Source organism: Microcoleus sp. Pol7_B2, assembly GCF_036701035.1.
GTDB lineage: Bacteria > Cyanobacteriota > Cyanobacteriia > Cyanobacteriales > Microcoleaceae > Microcoleus.
Genome location: NZ_JAUBQB010000071.1, coordinates 1 through 20,398, shown reverse-complemented (window position 1 = coordinate 20,398; position 20,398 = coordinate 1). Strand labels below are relative to the sequence as shown.

Below are 20,398 nucleotides of genomic sequence, written 5' to 3'. Positions count from 1 at the left end.
AGCGAACTCCCAAACAACCAAGACAACTATGGCTTCTCAAAAAAAAATTCGGAAATCTGCCTGCAAACTGGGTGCCGAAGACTCTTTGAAATTAGCTTGGGAACATCACCAAGCGGGCCGTTTGTTAGAAGCTGAGAATTTGTACCGGCAAATAATAGAAGTGCAGCCGGAATCAGCAAACGTGCTGTGTTTGTTGGGAATAGCGGCGAGACAGCAGGGAAAAATTGCAGAGGCGATCGACTTTTACGAACAGGCGATCGCCCAAAACCCCGATTTTGTAGAAGCACATTTAAATAAGGCTAATGTTTTGCTGGATGTAGGGCAATATCAAAGGGCGATTGCCAGTTACGAACAAGTCATCAAAATCCAGCCAAATTCCTCACTCGCTTACAATAATTTGGGCTGGGTAAAACAGCAATTAGGGGAAATAGACGCGGCTATTTTATATTACCAAACAGCGTTGAAACTAGATCCCAACCTGCCGGAAACAGCGCACAATTTAGGACACTTATTTAAACAAAAAAAACAGTTAAACGAGGCTATAACTTATTACGTCCACGCTTTAAAAATTAATCCAAATTTGATATATTCCCTGATGGGATTGGGAACAGTTTTGCAACAGCAGGGGAAATTAGCCGAAGCTTTCAACTGCTACCAGCAAGCTGTAAAACTAGAACCCACCAATCCCGAAGCTCACAACAATGTAGGAGCATTTTACCACGAACAAGGAAATGTAAAAGCCGCAATACCCTACTACAGACAAGCATTAAACTTAAAGCCAGATTTCGTGGAGGCTATTAACAATCTCGGACACGCTTTGGTCGATTTGGGAGAATTTCAAGAGGCTTTTTCTTGTCACAGTCGAGCCTTGGAATTGCAGCCAGACAACGCCACAGCCCACCTGGAATTCGCCTTAACTTTGCTATTGTTCGGAGATTTTCAGCGCGGTTTTGCTGAATACGAGTGGCGGTGGCGCACTCCGCAACTACAACCGAGGCAATTTAAACAGCCGGTTTGGGATGGTTCAAATTTGCAGGGAAAAACTATTTTACTCCACGTCGAGCAAGGCTTCGGCGATTCTATTCAGTTTATTCGCTACGCGCCGATTCTTCGCAGCCGAGGGGCTAAAGTTATGGTGGCTTGCTACCCCGAACTGATACGCTTGTTTGCGACAGTTGCTGGTATTGAATATTTATCAGTTAATCTTGAAGGTTTGCCAGAATTTGATGTTCACGCGCCGCTGATGAGTTTGCCGCGAATTGTCGGGACAACTCTGGAAACAATACCGGCAAATGTTCCTTATTTAGCTCCGCCTGCTGAGTGCAAGTTTGCGCTTTCTTCTGATGCAAAATTGAAGGTAGGTATTGTTTGGGCGGGGAACCACAAGCGCCGGAAAGACAATCAGCGTTCTTGCAGCTTGAGCGATTTTATTCGATTTTTGGAGGTTCCGGGGATTGCTTTTTATAGTTTACAAAAAAACTTGTCCCAGAGCGATCGCACTTTGTTACACCAACACTTAGTGCCGGATTTAACTCCGCATTTGAACGACTTTGCTGATACCGCTTCGGCTATATCTCAACTGGATTTAGTCATTAGTGTCGATACGGCTGTGGCGCACTTAGCCGGTGCTTTAGGAAAACCGGTTTGGGTGCTGCTTTCTTTTGCTCCTGACTGGCGTTGGCTGCTGGATCGTGAAGACAATCCTTGGTATCCAACTGCGAGGCTTTTCCGCCAAAGTCAGCCGGAAAGTTGGCAAGAATTGTTTGAGGAAGTGCAGGCGGCTTTGAGTTCTTTTGCGATTGCCAATACTGCTAGTTATTCCGAGGATTATGCCAAAGATTCGCTTGACTTCGTTTCACTCGCAAGGAGTGCTAATCATACGGCTTCCCTCGATTATGTGGCGCTCACAATGACAGGTGCAAGCGTAGTTCAAGAGAGTAAACAAATATTTGTGATTGCGAGCGAAGGGTTAGCAGAAGGCTCCGCAGCTAAGCAATCGCAGGGGATTGAGACATCGGTTGCGATCGGAACTGGCGGGGAGAGTTTGGTTGTTTTAGAGGATTTATTGCGGCAAGCAGAGCATTTAATGGAAACAGGCGATAGGGAAGAGGCGATCGCCATTTACGAACAGATAATATCTCTTGACCCAAGTTGCGTCCAAGCGCGGATTAATTTGGGTTTTCTCAAGCAAGAAAACGGCGAAGTGGACGCAGCTATGTCGTATTACCGAGAAGCTTTAGCGCTTAATCCCAATATTCCTCAAACATCTTACAACTTGGCAAAGATTTTTGAGGAACAAGGTCAAGTGGAAGAGGCGATCGCACATTACGAACAAGCTCTTGTCGCTGAACCGAATTTCGTACCCGCACTGATTAATTTAGCTGTGGCGCTGCAAGAAAAGGGGGGACTTTTCAGGGCTAGCGAGCTGTACCGACGAGCGCTGGAAATTCAGCCGCATAGCTGGGAAGCTTACAACAATCTAGCAACAGTTTTGCAAGAACAGGGCAATTTAGAAGAGGCGCTGGAGTATTATCACAAAGCTCTCGAATTGTTGCCGGATTTTGTGGAAGCTATCAACAATTTAGGCAGGACGTTTCTGGAAAAAGGCGCGGTAGAAGATGCGATCGCCTGCTACAGACGAGCAATTCATTTAAGTCCAGATCATGCTAGCGCTCACCTGAATTTGTCCTTGGCTTTGCTGTTGGTGGGAGATTTGGAAAATGGTCTCGCCGAATACGAGTGGCGCTGGCAAATTAAAGAATTTCACACTGGTCACTCGTGTTTTTTGACGGGGCCGGATAATACTGTTTCGGCGAGAGAATACCGGCCGCTATGGGACGGTTCTGATTTGGTGGGAAAGACGATTTTGCTGCACGCCGAACAAGGTTTAGGCGATTCGCTTCAGTTTATTCGCTACGCTGCGATCGTCAAAAATAAAGGCGGCAGGGTCATTGTGGGCTGTTACCCGCAATTGCAGCGTTTATTTGCAACGGTTGACGGCATTGATTTGCTAATAGTTAAAGGCGAGCCACTGCCGGAATTTGACGTGCAAGCGCCGATGTTGAGTTTGCCGTATGTTCTCGGTACAAAGCTGGAAACAATACCGGCAAATACTGCTTATTTATCTCCGCCTGCGGGTGCTGAATTTACGCTTCTGCCCGATGATCGCACTTTGAAAGTTGGCATTGTCTGGGCGGGGAATCCAAAACACCGCAAAAACAAGCAGCGTTCGTGCAGTTTAAGCCAGTTTCTGCCGCTTTTGGACGTTGCGGGGGTAAGTTTTTACAGCTTGCAGAAAGAGGTTTCCGAGGCCGAGCGGGTGCTGTTGAATCAAACGTCGATCGTAGATTTGAGTCCGCATTTTGGCGATTTGGCCGATACTGCTGCTGCGATCGCCAAACTGGATTTAGTCATTAGTGTCGATACCGCTGTCGCCCATTTGGCGGGCGCTTTGGGCAAACCAGCGTGGATTTTGCTGGCGTTTTCGCCGGATTGGCGGTGGCTGTTGGAGCGTGAAGATAGTCCTTGGTATCCCACGGCGCGGCTGTTTCGCCAGCATCAGCGGGGCGACTGGGAGGACGTTTTCGATCGGGTGGCGGAAGCTCTAGGCGCGGTTGCTGCTGCATTTGTGCCGTCGGATTCGGCGGATGCAGAGTTTCGGTTGGGCGTGGATTTGCAGCAGCAAGCCGATTTGGGCGGTGCGATCACTTGTTATGAGCGAGCGATCGCAATCGATCCTAATTACGCAGCCGCCTACAGCAATTTAGGGGTTGTCAAACAGCAAACGGGCAGGCTAACAGAGGCGATCGCGCACTACCGACAAGCCCTAGCAATCGACGGGCATTTGGCGGAAACTGCCAGCAATTTGGGTAGCGCGCTCGCGGAAGCAGGAGAGACTGAAGAGGCGATCGCAGAATATGAGCGGGCGCTGTCTTTAAACCCGAATTGCGCGGAAGCGCTGATTAATTTGGGGCTGTTGCGGGAAGAGCAAGGGGATGTGGCGGAGGCTATAAGCTGCTACGAGCAAGCGATTCAAGTCAATCCTAATTGCGCGGTGGCTTATTTGAATTTGGGAATTGCTTTGGAGGAACAAGGGGAGGAAGCGGGCGCGAATTACGAACGGGCGATCGCGAATTACGAACGGGCGATCGCGATCGATCCAAATTATGTGGACGCCCTGCACCATTTAGCATACGCCTCGATCCGACAGGGCAAAATTGACCGCGCCATCGCATACTACGAGCGAGCTCTGGCGCTGCAACCGGATTGGGCAGAAACTGATCTCGCTTTCGGGAGTTCGCTGTCTAGCCCAGATAAGTTGGATGAGGATGTAGCTGTTTGCCAGCAAGCGATTCAGGCCTTGCCAGCCAGTGCACAGGCTCACTGCAATCTGGGAATTCTCCTGCAGAAACAGGGCAAAATTGAAGATGCGATCGCCTGCTACGAGCAAGCTTTGAGCCTGAAACCCGACTTTCCACAAGCTTTGAACAATCTCGGCAAAGCTTTTGAGGAAGCGGGAAAAATGGCAGAGGCGATCGATTGTTACCGTCGGGCGATCGAACTCAAACCCGGTTATATCAATCCCCTCACCAGTTTGGGAAGTGCTTTGCACGATCGCGGCCAAGTTGCAGATGCTCTCACCTGCTACAGCCAAACAGTTAAATTCAATGTCGGCCATCCTGAATCTCACCTAAATTTAGGTTTAGTTTTGCTGCTGGCGGGAGACTTTCAGCGCGGTTTTTGCGAGTACGAATGGCGACTCCTAGTTAAAGAAAAACAGTTCCGAGCCCACAACTTTATTCAGCCGCTTTGGGATGGCAAAGATTTGCAGGGAAAAACTATTTTGCTTTGCCCGGAACAGGGTTTAGGCGATGCAATTCAGTTTATCCGCTACGCAGATTTAGTCAAGCAAAAAGGCGGTAGGGTAATTGTTTGGTGTTTGCCGCAGTTGCAGCGCTTGTTTGCACAAGTTTCGGGAATCGATGGGTTAATAGTTAATCCCGAGGATGCGCCGGATTTTCAAGTGCGCGCGCAGCTCATGAGTTTGCCTCACCTTCTGGGAACAACTTTAGAAACTATACCCGTCAAAGTTCCTTATTTAGCTCCGCCGCCCGGTTGCGAATTTACTCTCAATCCAACTACTAATTTGAAAGTAGGGATTGTGTGGTCTGGAAATTCTCAATACTCCCAAAATAAGGTGCGATCGTTTCCGCTAAATTTGTTCACCAAAGTGTTAGATATTCCCGGAGCAGATTTTTACAGTTTGCAAAAGGAAATGACAGCAGACGAGCGCGATTTGTTAGAGCAAATGGCCGTAACAGATTTAAGCTCTTATTTGCACGACTTGGCGGATACTGCGGCGGCAATCTCGGCTCTGGATTTAGTAATTTCTGTAGATACTTGTGTGGCACACTTGGCTGGTGCTTTGGGCAAACCAGTGTGGATTTTGCTGTGTTTTGTACCGGATTGGCGGTGGATGTTGCAACGCGAAGATAGTCCTTGGTATCCGACGGCGCGCCTGTTTCGCCAGTCTACAGCGGGAGATTGGGAAGGAGTTTTAGAACCAGCTAGTTTGGCGCTCAGAAAAAGAATTTCTCAGCATCAGGAAGCTCAACCACTAATAGAAGCTCAGCCCTATGTTGACTTAGCTCAAGAACAGTTCAATTGCGGAAACGTTCTGAAAGCGCAAGGTAGGTTGTCGGAGGCGATCGCTTTTTTTAAAAAGGCTTTAGTTTGGCAGCCGAATTCGATCGAAGCCGCCACGAATTTGGCAGTGACGCTGCACCAAACAGGCGATTTAGCCGAAGCTGCCACCTATTATCAGCGCGCGATCGAAATCGCTCCGAACTGCGCTCAAGCGCACAATAACTTGGGTATTTTGCTGCAAGATCAAGGCAATATACCCGATGCTGTATCTTGTTTTCAAAAGGCGATCGCCCTGAATCCGATTTACGTCAAAGCTCTCAACAATCTGGGCGCGACACTCCAGCAGCAGGGCGAGTTGCCGACTGCGATCGCCTGTTTTCATCAAGCACTTTCTGTCAATTCCAATTATGCGCCAGCGCTGGTAAATTTGGGTGCCGCGATGCAAGCAAAAGGTCAGTTAGCCGAGGCAGAACGCCTTTACGAGCGTGCAATTGAAGCAGAACCCAACAATCCTAAAGGACACTATCACCTGGGAACGTTATCCTTGGGTGCTGGCAAAATAGAACAGGCAATTTCTAGCTTGGAACGAGCAATATCTTTGAATCCGAATTATCTAGAAGCTCTCACTAATTTAGGCAGTGCAAATGAACAATTAGGAGACGTAAATCAAGCAATTTTTTGTTACACTAAAGCTCTAGAAATTGATGAAAGTTGTGTTAAAGCTCACTTCAATTTAAGCTTAGTCTTGCTGCTAACTGGGGACTTGCCGCGCGGTTTAGCAGAATACGAGTGGCGCTGGCAAACAGAACAAGCGAAAAAATTGCAAAGGTTGAATTTTGACCAACCGATTTGGGACGGTTCAGATTTGAACGGGCAAACTATTTTACTCCGATCCGAACAAGGTTTGGGCGATGCCATTCAATTTGTGCGATACGCGGCAATTGTGCAGCAAAAAGGCGGCAAAGTAATCCTTTCTTGCTATCAAGAACTGAAGCGTTTATTTAAGCAGATTCCTGGGATTGAACAAGTGGTGATTCGGATGGATGAATTGCCCGATTTCCAACTGCAAGCACCGCTGATGAGTTTGCCGTATATTCTCGGAACAAATTTAGAAAATATACCGGCAAAGGTTCCTTATTTAGCTGCGCCGCCGAATTGGCAATTTTCTCTAAATTCCGATGGTCAGTTTAAAGTTGGGATTGCGTGGGCGGGAAGTGCGGAACATTTGAAGGATTTTCAGAGATCGAGCGATTTAAGCTACTTCCTGCAATTGTTAGATATTCGCGGTGTAACTTTTTACAGTCTTCAGAAAGAAATGTCGGCTGGCAATCGTACTTTGTTAACTCAAATTCCAGTGATAGATTTGAGCGAGAATTTGAACGATTTTGCCGATACTGCGGCGGTGATATCGCAACTCGATTTAGTAATTTGCGTGGATACCGCTATCGCGCACTTAGCAGGTGCTTTGGGTAAACCCGTATGGATTTTGCTGTGTTTTATGCCGGATTGGCGGTGGATGTTGGAACGCGAAGATAGCCCTTGGTATCCGACGGCGCGACTGTTTCGGCAGCAAACACCGGGGGATTGGGTGGGAGTTTGCGATCGCGTAAAAACTGCCTTAAAACACCTAATCTCTAATCGTTACCAGGCACAGCCTGGGAACGGATATCCCCAGGCTTCGCCTCGATTTTCCTTATCGCCCGCACAGGTACAATTTCACATAGCAAATGCTTTACAAAAACAAGGTAAAAAAGCAGAAGCAGCCGCTCGCTACGAACAAGTAATTGCTGCCTCACCCAGCCACGCAGAAGCCCACAGTTGTTTAGGTGATATCAAACAGGAAAACGGGCAAATAGCCGAGGCTATTGCTCATTACCAAAAATCGCTAAAAATCAATCCCAACCAGGCTGAAACTCACTTATACTTGGGTACCGCCCTCGAAGAACAGGGACAAGTCGCAGAGGCGATCAACTTCTACAATAAAGCAATTCAACTACGTCCCAACTCGCCAAATTGGCGCTTGAGACTAGCCTTCGCTTTGCTCTTAACTAGAGATTTGAAGCGTGGTTTTGCAGAGTACGAATCGCGCTGGCAAGCTGAACAATTGGATCTGAGCTCTTTTGAGCAACCGCTTTGGGACGGCTCTGATTTGCAGGGAAAAACAATTTTACTGCACCCTGAACAAGGTTTTGGCGATACGATACAGTTTATCCGCTACGCGCCTTTAGTTAAGCAAAAACGTGGGAAAGTTATTGTTGCTTGTCATGTCTTGCTGAAGCGTTTATTTGAAGGAATTGCCGGAGTCGATCGAGTAGGAGTCAGGCCGAGCGATTTGATAGATTTTCAAGTGCAAGCCCCCCTGCTAAGTTTGCCCAGAATTCTGGGAACGACTTTGGAAAATATACCGGCAAATATTCCTTATTTAGCTCCGCCACAGGATTTTAAATTTTTCCTAGAGCCGAACAATAAACTAAAAGTAGGTCTTGTGTGGGCGGGCGGCCCGCTGCACCGCAACAATCATCAGCGCTCGTGTAAATTGAGCGATTTTGTGAAATTTGTAGATGTTCCGGGAGTGAGGTTTTACAGTCTTCAGAAAGATTTGTCAGCGGGCGATTCCCTACAGGATAGCTGCGCTTCACGCACTTTATTAAATCAACACCAAATTGAAGATTTGAGCGAACATTGCGTTGATTTTGCCGACACAGCAGCAATTATTTCGCAACTCGATTTAGTAATTTGCGTAGATACTGCTGTGGCGCATTTAGCCGGTGCTTTGGGCAAACCCGTCTGGATTTTGCTGTCTTTTGTTCCCGATTGGCGCTGGATGCTTGAACGCGAAGATAGCCCTTGGTATCCCACTGTGCGTCTGTTTCGCCAGCAAAAACCGGGTGATTGGGATGGAGTGTGCGATCGTATAAAAGCAGCCTTGCTAGATAGGGCGGGCACGGGGGCACCGCCCCTGCAATCTACTCGTTCTCATACTCAGCCTGCTAACGCAGATTCTGATACTCCGCCTCAAATCCAACCCCCAGAAACTCCCCCACAAATTACCGGAATCGGCATTAGTTGGCCCCTCAGCATCACCAGCGGCTGGGGAATTTACGCCATGAATTTAACACTACAACTGCGGCAAAATCCCGCCTGGGAAGTTGCACTTTTAGCACCGCCATCAATCACCTCAGATTCAATGAATCCGCTGCATAAATCGCTGTTGTTACCTGTAATTGAAAAGCACAAAATTTTTCAGGAATTAGTAGCAGCAAATTCCGACAAACAAATCAGTTGTAATTTTCCCGTACTTTATGCTTTGGGGAATAATTTAGCATCCTCTGGAGTTGACAATCAAATTACCAGCGCTTGTCAAATAGGAGTCATATTTTTTGAAGACACACGAATCACAGCAGAAGCACTAGAAACAGCCAAAAAATATAGCGTGATTGTCGCAGGTTCTAACTGGAATGCGGATGTTTTGAGAAGCTGTGGCTTGACTAATGTGGCGATGGTACATCAAGGAATTGACCCAACAATTTTCCATCCTGCACCTAAATCTAATCTATTTGGCGATCGCTTCGTCATTTTCTCCGGCGGCAAACTGGAATATCGCAAAGGTCAAGATATTGTAATTGCTGCTTTCAAACGATTTCGCGCCAAACATCCAGAGGCTTTGTTATTAACAACATGGCACAATTTTTGGCCTCAGTATATGTTAGGGATCGAACAAACCGGAAACGTTGCCGGACTTCCCAATATCAACCGCGACGGAAGTTTAGAAATTTCCCAATGGTTAGTGGCTAATGGTTTGCCAGTTGACTCTTTTATCGACATTGGCTTAATTCCCAATCACCTCGCCGGACAAATTTTGCGAGAAGCCGACTGCGCTGTTTTCACCAACCGCTGCGAAGGTGGCACTAATTTAGTCGCGATGGAAAGTATGGCCTGCGGAATTCCGACTATTTTATCAGCAAATACTGGTCATTTAGACTTGATTTACAGCCACATTTGCTATCCTTTATGGAGTCAAGGACGAGCTAAACTTACTGCTCCTTTTTCCGGTGTAGAAGGTTGGGGAGAGTCTGATGTGGCAGAAGTTGTCGAGGCTTTGGAACAAGTTTATACTAATCGCGAAGAATCAAAACGTCGCGGTTTAGCTGCGGCTAATTTTATGCTAGATTGGACTTGGGAAAAACAGGTTAAGCGTTTTTTGGATGTGATTGCCGATATGTAGATAACACTAAATTCCTGACTACAAACTTTCGGAAAATTGTTCGTAGTAAAGACTTTAGTTTTTATAAAAAAGATTAATTGGCGATTGATTCCAAGAGTTTTTTAGCACTGTTTACACTTTCAACATCGTATAGTTCTGGATTGTAAGCAACAATTTGTGCTACCAATTTGTGATGATATTGTTGAGCAGTTGCATTCCTAGAACCATGAACGCTACGATAATTAAGAACTATTTCTCTCGTTCCCAAAAAAGGAATGCTATGTTTGTGACAATTAACCCAAAATTCCCAATCCTCATAACCTTCTTTCATCTCTGCTTTGTAACCGGTGACCAAATTCCAAACTGATTTGTTATACAATGAAGACGTGCAAATCATATTAGATTGTTTGATTTTTTTTGGTGAATATAAATCATAACTGGGTATTGTGTGATTTTCATTGCCGCCAAAAAGTTGATAAGAACCAAATGCTACGCAAGGTACTTTGGATTTTAGACATATTTCTAAAAGACAAATCAAGGCATTTGGAGCTAAAATATCATCGGCATCTAAGGGCATTATGTATTCGCCGTTTGCTGCCAATATGCCAGTATTTCTAGCCATTGATATCCCTTGATTAGCTTGTTCTATTAGCCTCATTTGATGCTGGGGATTTGCTGCTATCCAACTTTTGGCTGCTGTGCTAGTATTATCTAAGCTGCCATCATTGACAATGATTATTTCCCAATTTTTGTAAGTTTGATTGATAACGCTAGTTACTGCTTGCGACAAAAAATGAGCTTGATTGTAACAGGGAATAATCACAGATATCAAAGGTTGACTTTCAAGCTGTGGCGAAGCCGCAATTTGCGGGACGCTTTCAGGATGGTTTGAATGTGAATTTTCGCTAGAATTTTGAGCCGCTTGTAAGCCGTAAAAATAAATCTTTGGATGAACAATCGCTAATAGATTTAAATCGGTATTTTGATACTCATTTACTAACCTGGGATATTTCGACAAGTATTCTTCTTTGACAAAAATTAAGATATTCTGAGCGTACCAAGGCTCTACTTTTTCATTGTTCCATATTTTTTTTCTCAAGCAATCAATGACTGCAAAACCATTTTGCTCAAAGTAATAAGCCCAATATTGTGGCCACTGTTCGTTAACGTGTTCGACACCGCCTTGAAATGGTATTGCTGCTGAAAACAAAATTACTGGTGCTAGTTTAGTTAGAGAATTAACAAATTTTTCCGCACAGGTACTGGGTAAATGTTCCGCAACTTCCAGAGAAATTGCCAAATCAAACTTTCTTTCTACTTGCAGCGGTTGCTTTAAGTCGTAAGACTTGAACTGATTTAAAGGAATTTCTAAAAGAGTGCGATCGACATAATCGCCATCTATTCCTAAACAATCAGCAATTCCCAACTTGTGAAAAGCCGCTAACCAGCTTCCCGTACCGCAGCCCACATCCACCACACTTTTAGGTAAAGTCGGTTGCAGCAAGTCTAACAGCAGGGGAATAATTTCTCTAGCAGAACTGCGAGTTCCTTCTCCAATTAATTGGTAACAATCTCTTGTATAAGATGACTGTTGGTTTTGATGGGTTTGGTTTGCTCTTTGAGAATTAATTGTCTCTAGACTGCTAATATTGTAACCGTGCAAATGTGCTGGCAACTGCCAGGAAATATTGGGGTCGGGTTGATGTTTTACTGGCTCGACATTACCCCGCCAAGCAGCCCCCATAATTTGCATTGTTTGATATACTACTGTTTGCCATCCCCTTTGCTTCAAGTAATCTAAACCTTTACCAACATCTGGAGCGGTTAAATCGTGAAATAAAATTATTGCATCTTCCTCAGCCAATTTTTCACACGCAATGGCATCATTTAACGGCCCATCACCTCCGTGTTCTCCGTCAATGAAAATTAACGACCATTTGCGGTTGAATTGAGCGGAAAATTCTTCTACTCTTTGGGGGCTGTAGCCTGGTATTAGCTCGACTGATGTTTGAACGCCCGACGCATTTAGAGCACCTTGAATTGAGTCGATTACGCTTTGTCTAATGTCTTCTCTTTCTAACAGCGGATCGACGACATCTAATGCAACTCCTGCGAGCGCTAAATGACAGGCTGACCAACCCAGCCAGCAACCTATTTCTAATGCTTTTTTACCTTTGAATTGCAGGGCTGTATTGTAAAGAATGTGGGCTTCGTCGCGATTCAAAAACCCGATGAATGGATAGCGCTTGTCTGCATACCAATTATGCGGAATTTCCCGGCGCAAGTAAGGCCAGTTACTCGCATTTGGATCGGCAATAATCATATTGGGGAAATAGGAGTCAGGTATAATTATTTGGAACCCTGGCGAAACGTAATCCCCTGGTTGTAATAAATTATTTTTGCTAAGTTCAGGTTGTTGGTAAGTCATTTTGGGTTCTTGAAATATTGGTATTGCTTCCTGTTTTTTAGGTTGATAACGGACGCTAATTTCCAGTATATCGCCGTCAGTTGCCATCAATTGTACTCGGTCAAACTGCTGGCGGCCAGCTAAATGCAAAATGCCGATCGCCTCCTGCGGCAAGTAAGGCTCCACAAAACAGCCTCGCTGCTTGTCCCAAACCGGAAAACCGTTGAATATCCAATTGCACCAAGCTGGGAGCATTTCAGTGAGATTGAACAATTCGCCACTGTAAACAGCGAGGTTGAGGGCAAATTGATCTGTCATGACACAGCCGGATCTTTGCAATCCTTGATTGAGTTTTTCAGCCCATATTTCCCAGTGCGAAGTATCTTTTCGGAGTGCGAAAACTCCGGCATTTAATATCGGATAACTGTAGAATTTTTTAGCAATTTCTTCACCAAAGTTAGCTTCATATTGTTGATAAACCCAGTGCCAAAACTGAGGAAGTTGCCCGTACTGCTGCAAGCTCGCCCTGTGAACTTCGGGAACAATTGCCAGTCCCCTGCGCGATGCTCCTTCAACCAACAAATTAATTGCTCTCCAGTCTTGAACCCAAGCATCCGCATCAATCCAAAGGTATATATCAAAATTGGGAAAGTATTTTCGCAAACAAGGTCTAACTAATAGTCCTTTTAAATGTTCGGGAGATTCATTTCTGCCAGGAAAGTCAAAGTCCCAATCCGGCTTTTGAATGATATTAACTTGTGTTTCCAGCCACTGCAACTGTTGGGGAGTGCAGCCGAGATCGAAAAAGCCGATCGCCACATTTTCACCCTCTGGTTTTTCCCGCACCGATAAAATAGTACCTTGCACCAATTCAAAGTAATTTGCATCGGCGGCGGTGATGATGATAATCTGCATAAATAGCTTTTATTATACAATCAAACTGCTGAGTATAACGTAGGGTGCGCCTCGGCGCGCCTTACTATAGTGTAGGGTGCACCATGCGTACCTTACTATAGGCTAGCAATATTAATAAAACTATACTATCGAGGAGGAATTGTGAAAAACCAAAAAGGGAAAGTTTATCTAGTCGGTGCGGGACCCGGAGATTGTAACTTGATGACAGTGCGATCGCACAAACTGCTATCCCAAGCCGAAGTCTTAATCTACGATGCTCTCATCGACATCCCCCAACTCGAATTAATCCCAGCAACTTGTCGAAAAATCCAAGTTGGGAAACGCGGCGGCAAACCTTCCACCCAGCAGCAAGAAATCAACCGTTTGCTGGTAGAAAATTGCCAATTAGGAAAAAAAGTGATCCGCTTAAAAAGTGGCGATCCGTTTATTTTTGGTCGTTCTAGTTCCGAAATTCAAGCATTAATCACAGCCGGCTGCGAGTTTGAAGTAATACCCGGAATATCTTCCGCATTAGCCGCACCTTTACTAGCAGGAATTACCCTCACAGATCCGGTAATGAGTCGCTGTTTTGCAGTGATGAGCGCCCATGAACCGGATGCTTTGGAATGGGAAGCATTAGTGCAGATAGAAACTTTGGTAATATTGATGGGAGGGCGCAATTTAAGCGAGATAATTTGGCAATTGCAAAAGCACGGACGATCGACCCAAACTCCGATCGCCATTATCCGAGATTGTGGCCGCCCCGAACAGCAAATTTGGCTCGGTACTCTCTCCAACATTGTACAGCAAACAGCAGGTCAATCTCTGTCGCCTTGCGTGATCGTAATTGGGGAAGTAGTTAGATTGCGCGAATATTTAATCCAGCCAGAAAGCACAAATATGATCGATACACCAGTCACCGCTAGCAACAGCAAATTGCCACTAGCAGGAAAAACAATTTTAGTCACGCGATCAGTTTCTCAGTCGGCTGAATTTAGCGATCGACTCCAGCAACAAGGAGCCCGCGTGATCGAAATGCCCGCCTTGGTAATTGGGCCGCCGTCCACTTGGGAACCATTAGACAGTGCGATCGCACAATTGTCAAGCTTTCACTGGTTAATTCTCACTTCCCACAACGCTGTAGACTGCTTTTTTCAACGATTACAAGCAAAAGGCAAAGACGCCCGCAGCTTGTTTGGCATTAAAATCGCAGTTGTCGGTAAAAAAACAGCAGAAAGTTTGCGATCGCACTCTCTACAAGCAGACTTTATTCCCCCGAACTTTGTCGCCGATTCCCTAGTCGATAACTTCCCCGATAACTTGCAAAACTGCAAGATTCTATTTCCCAGAGTAGAAAGCGGCGGCAGAGAAGTTTTAGTTAAAGAATTCACTGCCAAAGGAGCGCAAGTAATAGAAGTGCCAGCTTACCAATCTTGCTGTCCCGAAACAATCGATACGCTCGCCTTATCCGCACTCCAAAATCAAGCCGTAAATATCATAACATTTGCCAGTTCCAAAACCGTACATAACTTTTGCAATCTCATACAACAAAGCCCAAAATTGTCCCTGTCTAAGGATTGGTTGGAAAACGTTTGCATCGCATCGATCGGCCCTGAAACTTCCAAAAGTTGTCAGAATTTATTGGGTAAGTTAGATGTGGAAGCCAAAGAATATACCTTAGATGGATTGACTGAGGCGATCGTTGAATGGGTTGCAGAATATCAAAGTTCGTAACTGCGAGCGGGCAGCCGTTAATTATCTAATCTGTAGCTTGTAAAATGGTTGTAATACCAATTTAAAAAAGTAAGTAAGGACACGGCACTGCCGTGTCCCTACAGATGCTCGCGTACAATCTCTAGGTTGCAAGACTTTTATCAATTCGGAAAAAATAGTTGTAAAATAACTAGGAGGAAAGAAACATGACCGCAAAAGACAAACTTCTTCAAGAACTCGACCAAGTACCAGAAACTATGTTGAAAGAAGTGCTGGATTTTGTACTAACCCTGCAGGCAAAACAGCCTGTAAAATCAGAAAAAAGTAATGTTTGGAACGCTTACCTAGCATCTAACAAAGAACGAGATGAGGTTTACCGTCGCCTTGCCAACTCCTAAATTTTTCTCTCTAGATGAAGTGCAAGAACTTCATGCAGACCAGATTTCTAGCTTTGGTGGCACTCCCGGCGTTAGAGATGAAGGCTTGTTGGAGTCGGCTTTGGGTGAGCCACAAGCAACTTTTGGCGGAGATTTTTTCCATCCAACGATTAGCTAACAAGCTGCCGCCTATCTCTATCAAATAGCGATGAATCATCCCTTTATTGACGGCAATAAACGAACGGCTTTTGCAGTGACATATCCCTTTTTACGTTTGAATGGTTGCGCTCTGAATTTGACCCACGATGGAGTATATAATTTAGTCATGCGAGTCGCACCGGGAACCATGACTAAGGAAGAACTAACCACCGATTTCGAGTCATGTACCTTTGAGTTTTAATAAGTAATTTTGGCAGCCTTCATTGAGATTAAGTAAGGTGCGGCGTACTCACCCTACATTAAAATAGCGAATCGCGGAACAAAAAAGCGAGTAAAATTATCACTAAAGAACAAAGCCGAGCTCCTTTGCGTCAAATCAGTAATAAAACTAAACAAAAAAAAGCACAAACCGCCGATCGCCCTTTCTTCCCCAAATCCCGCTACCCAACTACTAATTAGCAATAGCCATGAATATAAATTTTTCTCGTTACGACACCTTAAGCACCCTGCTAGCAGGAACTACCGCAGCCTTAACTATAGTCATCAGCCAAAGTGCGATCGCCAAAACTCCCCAAGAAGTCGCCAGCATTGCTGGGCCGCTGACTGTACAAATTAACAGTTCCCTCGGAGACGGTTCTGGGGTAATTATTGCCAAAACAGGCAAAACTTACACAGTTTTAACAGTCAACCACGTCGTAGAAAAAGCAGACGTGAAATACACCGTTCGCACGTCTAAAGGCAAAAACTATCAAGCAACCTCCGTCACCCGTTTGCAAACCGCCGAAACTGACCCGGATTTAGCCGTAGTCAAATTTGAAAGTCCCGAAGAATATCCAGTCGCGACGATCGCCGATTCCGATCAAGCCGTCATCGGCACTCAAATCTTCGTTTACGGCTATCCCGCGACGGGCGGACTTTTCGGCGCGGAACGAGAACCCGAACTCTCTCCCGGACTCGTTACCAGCCGCCCGGGGAACCGCCCGGAAGGTTACACTTTGCGGTATCAGGCCGTAACTTGGAGCGGCATGAGTGGCGGTCCAGTTTTTGACTCCGAAGGCCGAGTCATCGGTTTACACGGACAAGGGGAATTCGGTTTTGCTCAAACCAGTTCCGGCGAAGTCGCCCCGATTAAAACCGGATTTAACGCAGCAGTTCCCATCAATACATTTATCGCCAAGCTAGTGGCGGCGGGAATAAACAAATCCGAGTTGAAAGTAGACAATACTCCCGCAAATCAAGGCCCCGTATCCACCGCCAATCCGCAAGACGCCCAAGCTTATTATTTTCGAGGACTTTCGCGGTTAGATCAAGACAATCCTTCGGGGGCGATCGATGATTTCTACAAAGCACTCACTTTCAAGCCCAACTACACTCCTGAATTGCATTTCAACATCGGCAATGCCCGCACTCTTCTCGCCAGCATCGAGACAACCCGCGCGCCCAGCGCTATGGAAGCATACACGCAGGCGATCAAAGCCAATCCCGGTTTTGCCGACGCCTACTACAACCGAGCTTTAGCTTACCTTGAAAACAACAACAAACCGCGAGCAATGGCCGACTTTCAAAAAGCAGCAGAACTTTACAAGCAAGGCGGCCGAACAAGTGCGTATCTAGACGCGCTCAGCAGAATCAAACAGTTGCAATAAACTTAGCCTTTAAGAGTTTAAACATCAAAATGAAGCTATTCATTTTGATGTTTGAATTTCCAACTAGGGTAATTAATATAATCAGCAACTACCATGAACGTAAATTTTTCCCGTTTCGACACCTTAACCACCTTGCTAGCAGGAACTACGGCTGCCCTAACCATAATCATCAGCCAAAGTGCGATAGCCAAAACTCCCGAACAAGTCGCCAACATTGCCGGGCCGGTGACAGTGCAAGTTAACAGTTCCCTAGGAGACGGTTCCGGCGTAATTATTGCCAAAAACGGCAAAACTTACACAATTTTAACAGTCAACCACGTCGTCGAAAAACCCGATCTCAAATACACAGTTCGCACCTCCACAGGCAAAAACTATCAAGCAACCTCTGTCACCGGGCTGCAAACAGCCGAAACAGAGGCGGATTTAGCCGTAGTCAAATTTGAAAGCCCAGAAGACTATCCAGTCGCGACGATCGCCGATTCCGATCAAGCTGTCATCGGCACTCAAATCTTCGTTTACGGCTATCCGGCTACCGGCGGACTTTTCGGCGCGGAACGAGAACCCGAACTCTCTCCCGGACTCGTTACCAGCCGCCCCCGCAACCGCCCGGAAGGTTACACTTTGCGGTATCAGGCCGTAACTTGGAGCGGCATGAGTGGCGGCCCAGTTTTTGACTCCGAAGGCCGAGTCATCGGTTTACACGGACAAGGGGAATTCGGTTTTGCTCAAACCAGTTCCGGCGAAGTCGCCCCGATTAAAACGGGATTTAATGCAGCAGTTCCGATCAATACTTTTATGGCGAAACTGGCGGCGGCGGGAATGAACAAATCCGATTTGAAAGTAGACAATTCTCGCCCTACCGCAGTTCCCCTATCCACCCTCAACCCAAAAGACGCTGAGGCCTTTTATTTTCGAGGACTGGTGCACTTAGATGAGGGATCTACTTTCGAGGCGATCGAGGATTTCAACAAAGCACTCTCTTTCAAACCCAACAACACCCCGGAATTGCATTTCAATATTGGTAATGCCATCACCATCGCCAGCACTCCCGAGACACGCACTAACCCGATTCCAGCATACACGCGGGCGATCGAAGCCAATCCCGGCTTTGCTGACGCCTACTACAACCGGGCTCTAGCCCGCCTCGAAAACAACAACAACAAACCGCAAGCAATTGCTGACTTTCAAAAAGCCGCAGAACTTTACAAGCAAGGCGGAAGAACGAGTGCGTATCTAGACGCGCTCAACAGAATCAAGCAATTGCAGTAGAATTAGAAGTTAAGAATTAAGAATTAAAAAGGGGATTAGTCATTTTTAATTCTTAATCAAGTTCCTACAAACAGCAGGTAAATAACAATGACTGCTATCACCTTAAACCTCAATTCCATTATCAAACTGTTCGTTTTCAGCCCGCTGGCGCTCATTGATATCCTTCTCTAAGACTTGATTTGCCACAATAAGTTGAGCTGGACTAGGTAAAGCTAAGGCTGATGGAATTAAAAACACTAGCTCAGATGCAGTATATATAGAAATCAGAGCAGTAATAGCTTTAAGTCCTCCAGAAAGCCAATAAGTAGGAAACCAAAGCGTCCAAATTTCCATGATATGAGTTGTACCCCAGGCAATTATAAAAGCGCCAAACAGAAAAAATACTTTCTGAAATGGAGTATCTTGCCGCTGTCGCACAAAGTAGATTAGCATGATGGGGATGGAGTAGTAAGCTAAAGCGATTAAACCATCGGATAAAATATGTAATCCTACTAAGTTTGTTTGCCAGAGATAGCAGTGACCATGAGGAATGAATCCTCCTGTCTCAAAAACTTGTGTAATCATATCTAACCTGCATTATTAATGAGTGCTGAAGTGCTTAGCGATTGAGTTCTGCCATTGCCCGCTTCATCATAGAAGTCATACCGGGAAAATCACTGTTGAGTACGGAGATGTCAAATTGCCAACCCAGCAGCACGAGACATCCGATCGCAATGACGAGTAGACTTGCCCTTTAAGAAATGTGCTTGTTCATAAATCGGCTGCTTGGGTTGCAAAAATCTTCTCCTCATGTTACCCGAAACGAAGAAGGGCAACCACGGGGGGATTATTCCTACCTCAACAAGTCAGATATTGTAGGGGCTGTGCCAGCGTGCCACTCCTAGAACTCTGCGATCGCAGGACTTCTTTCTGCGTAAAGTGAGTTTATAACCTAATAATTCAACTATACTCTTATTCATAGGCTTATAGTCCTCGGGCAATAAACTATGGAAAGGAGTAGGATTATCGAGAGAACTAGCGATAGAGTTAGCGATCCAGCTACCAACTACCGAGGCAATATTTTAATTGTTGACGCTCTGCCTGATAACCTGCGTCTTCTGGGCCGTACTTTGAGCGCACATGGTTATAAAGTTCGCAGTGTCACAACAGGTGAAATGGCGATCCGAGCCGCCCGATCGCCATGGACGGAACTAATTTTACTAGACATTAAATTGCCCGATTTGGATGGCTATGAAGTTTGTAAACAATTAAAATATGACGAGAAAACCGCAGGCATTCCGATAATTTTTTTGAGTGCTCTCAATGCAACTTTCAATAAGGTTCAGGGGCTGGCTGTTGGTGGCGTAGATTATATTGCTAAGCCGTTTCAAGTCGAAGAAGTATTAGCTCGTGTCGAAACTCACCTAACCATCCGACGGTTGCAACAAAGCCTCCAAGAGCAGAATTGACGTCTCTTGAGAGAAATCGAAGAACGCCAACGTCTCGAAGCGTCCCTCTTTGCCGAAAAAGAACTCGCTCAAGTGACTCTCCAATCGATTGGTGATGCAGTTATTACTACCAATGCTCAAGGTAATGTGCGATTTTTCAATCCTATCGCTGAGCAACTAACAGGCTGGAAGGCTCATGAGGCTCAGGGACTACCCCTGTCTACAGTCTTTGAAATTGTTAATGAAGTAATGCGAAAGCCAGTAGAGAATCCGATCGACAAGGCTCTGTTGGAGAAGCGAATTGTGGGCTTAGCTAACCATACTAAACTGATTGCGCGCGATGGGACGGAGTATGCCATTGAACACTCAGCAGCACCGATTCGAGACTGCCAAGGTCAAATTATCGGGGCAGTCATCGTCTTTCATGATGTTACGGAATCGCGCAATCATGCTCGTCAACTCTCTTGGGAAGCCAGTCACGATGCTCTGACGGGTTTAATCAACCGTCGAGAATTTGAGCAGCGACTAATTGAGGCGATCGCCTCAATTAAAGATAGCAATCAGCGGCACGCTCTCTGTTATTTAGGGCTTGCTGAATAATCGAGTGCATATTGCGTCGCGAAAGGTTTCGAGCGCGTGATCGAGAATAAAGTGCA

Annotated in this window: 9 protein-coding genes and 2 pseudogenes; 9 read left to right on the top strand and 2 right to left on the bottom strand. The window is 45.7% G+C overall.

What is annotated here, in order from left to right:
* Positions 1 to 28 precede the first annotated feature (28 nt).
* Positions 29 to 9,871: a tetratricopeptide repeat protein gene (locus QUA57_RS22070; RefSeq protein WP_333063595.1), complete on the top strand. Its 9,843-nt coding sequence runs from the start codon at positions 29 to 31 to the stop codon at positions 9,869 to 9,871.
* A 73-nt stretch (positions 9,872 to 9,944) separates the two neighbouring features.
* Here the strand turns inward: QUA57_RS22070 and QUA57_RS22065 are convergent, their stop codons facing one another.
* Positions 9,945 to 13,172, bottom strand: coding sequence for a glycosyltransferase (locus tag QUA57_RS22065; RefSeq protein WP_333063594.1), 3,228 nt, complete (start codon positions 13,170 to 13,172; stop codon positions 9,945 to 9,947).
* 141 nt (positions 13,173 to 13,313) lie between these two features.
* Here QUA57_RS22065 and cobA point away from each other — a divergent pair, with 141 nt between their 5' ends.
* The 6 genes and pseudogenes from cobA (at position 13,314) to QUA57_RS22035 (ending at position 18,315) form a co-directional block, all read left to right on the top strand.
* Positions 13,314 to 14,885: a uroporphyrinogen-III C-methyltransferase gene (gene cobA / locus QUA57_RS22060; RefSeq protein WP_333063593.1), complete on the top strand. Its 1,572-nt coding sequence runs from the start codon at positions 13,314 to 13,316 to the stop codon at positions 14,883 to 14,885.
* A gap of 185 nt (positions 14,886 to 15,070) precedes the next feature.
* Positions 15,071 to 15,262: a DUF2281 domain-containing protein gene (locus QUA57_RS22055; RefSeq protein ID WP_333063592.1), complete on the top strand. Its 192-nt coding sequence runs from the start codon at positions 15,071 to 15,073 to the stop codon at positions 15,260 to 15,262.
* The gene (locus QUA57_RS22050; protein ID WP_333063591.1) at positions 15,249 to 15,419 is read left to right on the top strand and encodes a Fic family protein; all 171 of its coding nucleotides are present in this window, start codon (positions 15,249 to 15,251) and stop codon (positions 15,417 to 15,419) included. Before QUA57_RS22055 ends, QUA57_RS22050 begins: the two co-directional genes overlap by 14 nt.
* Positions 15,420 to 15,431: 12 nt before the next feature.
* Positions 15,432 to 15,641, top strand: a pseudogene (locus tag QUA57_RS22045) (type II toxin-antitoxin system death-on-curing family toxin); the annotation flags it as partial.
* 226 nt (positions 15,642 to 15,867) lie between these two features.
* Complete coding sequence (locus QUA57_RS22040; RefSeq protein ID WP_333063590.1) at positions 15,868 to 17,046, top strand: tetratricopeptide repeat-containing serine protease family protein; 1,179 nt, start codon at positions 15,868 to 15,870, stop codon at positions 17,044 to 17,046.
* Between the two features lie 93 nt (positions 17,047 to 17,139).
* Positions 17,140 to 18,315, top strand: a complete 1,176-nt coding sequence (locus QUA57_RS22035; protein ID WP_333063589.1) for a tetratricopeptide repeat-containing serine protease family protein — start codon at positions 17,140 to 17,142, stop codon at positions 18,313 to 18,315.
* 135 nt (positions 18,316 to 18,450) lie between these two features.
* Here the strand turns inward: QUA57_RS22035 and QUA57_RS22030 are convergent.
* Positions 18,451 to 18,879: pseudogene (locus QUA57_RS22030) on the bottom strand (hybrid sensor histidine kinase/response regulator); the annotation flags it as partial.
* A gap of 422 nt (positions 18,880 to 19,301) precedes the next feature.
* Here QUA57_RS22030 and QUA57_RS22025 point away from each other — a divergent pair.
* Together QUA57_RS22025 and QUA57_RS22020 are read left to right on the top strand one after the other, a co-directional pair.
* Positions 19,302 to 19,763 (top strand): response regulator, encoded by a 462-nt coding sequence (locus QUA57_RS22025; RefSeq protein WP_333063587.1) that lies wholly within the window; start codon positions 19,302 to 19,304, stop codon positions 19,761 to 19,763.
* Between the two features lie 6 nt (positions 19,764 to 19,769).
* Positions 19,770 to 20,342 (top strand): PAS domain-containing protein, encoded by a 573-nt coding sequence (locus QUA57_RS22020; RefSeq protein WP_333063586.1) that lies wholly within the window; start codon positions 19,770 to 19,772, stop codon positions 20,340 to 20,342.
* The last annotated feature ends 56 nt before the right edge of the window (positions 20,343 to 20,398 follow it).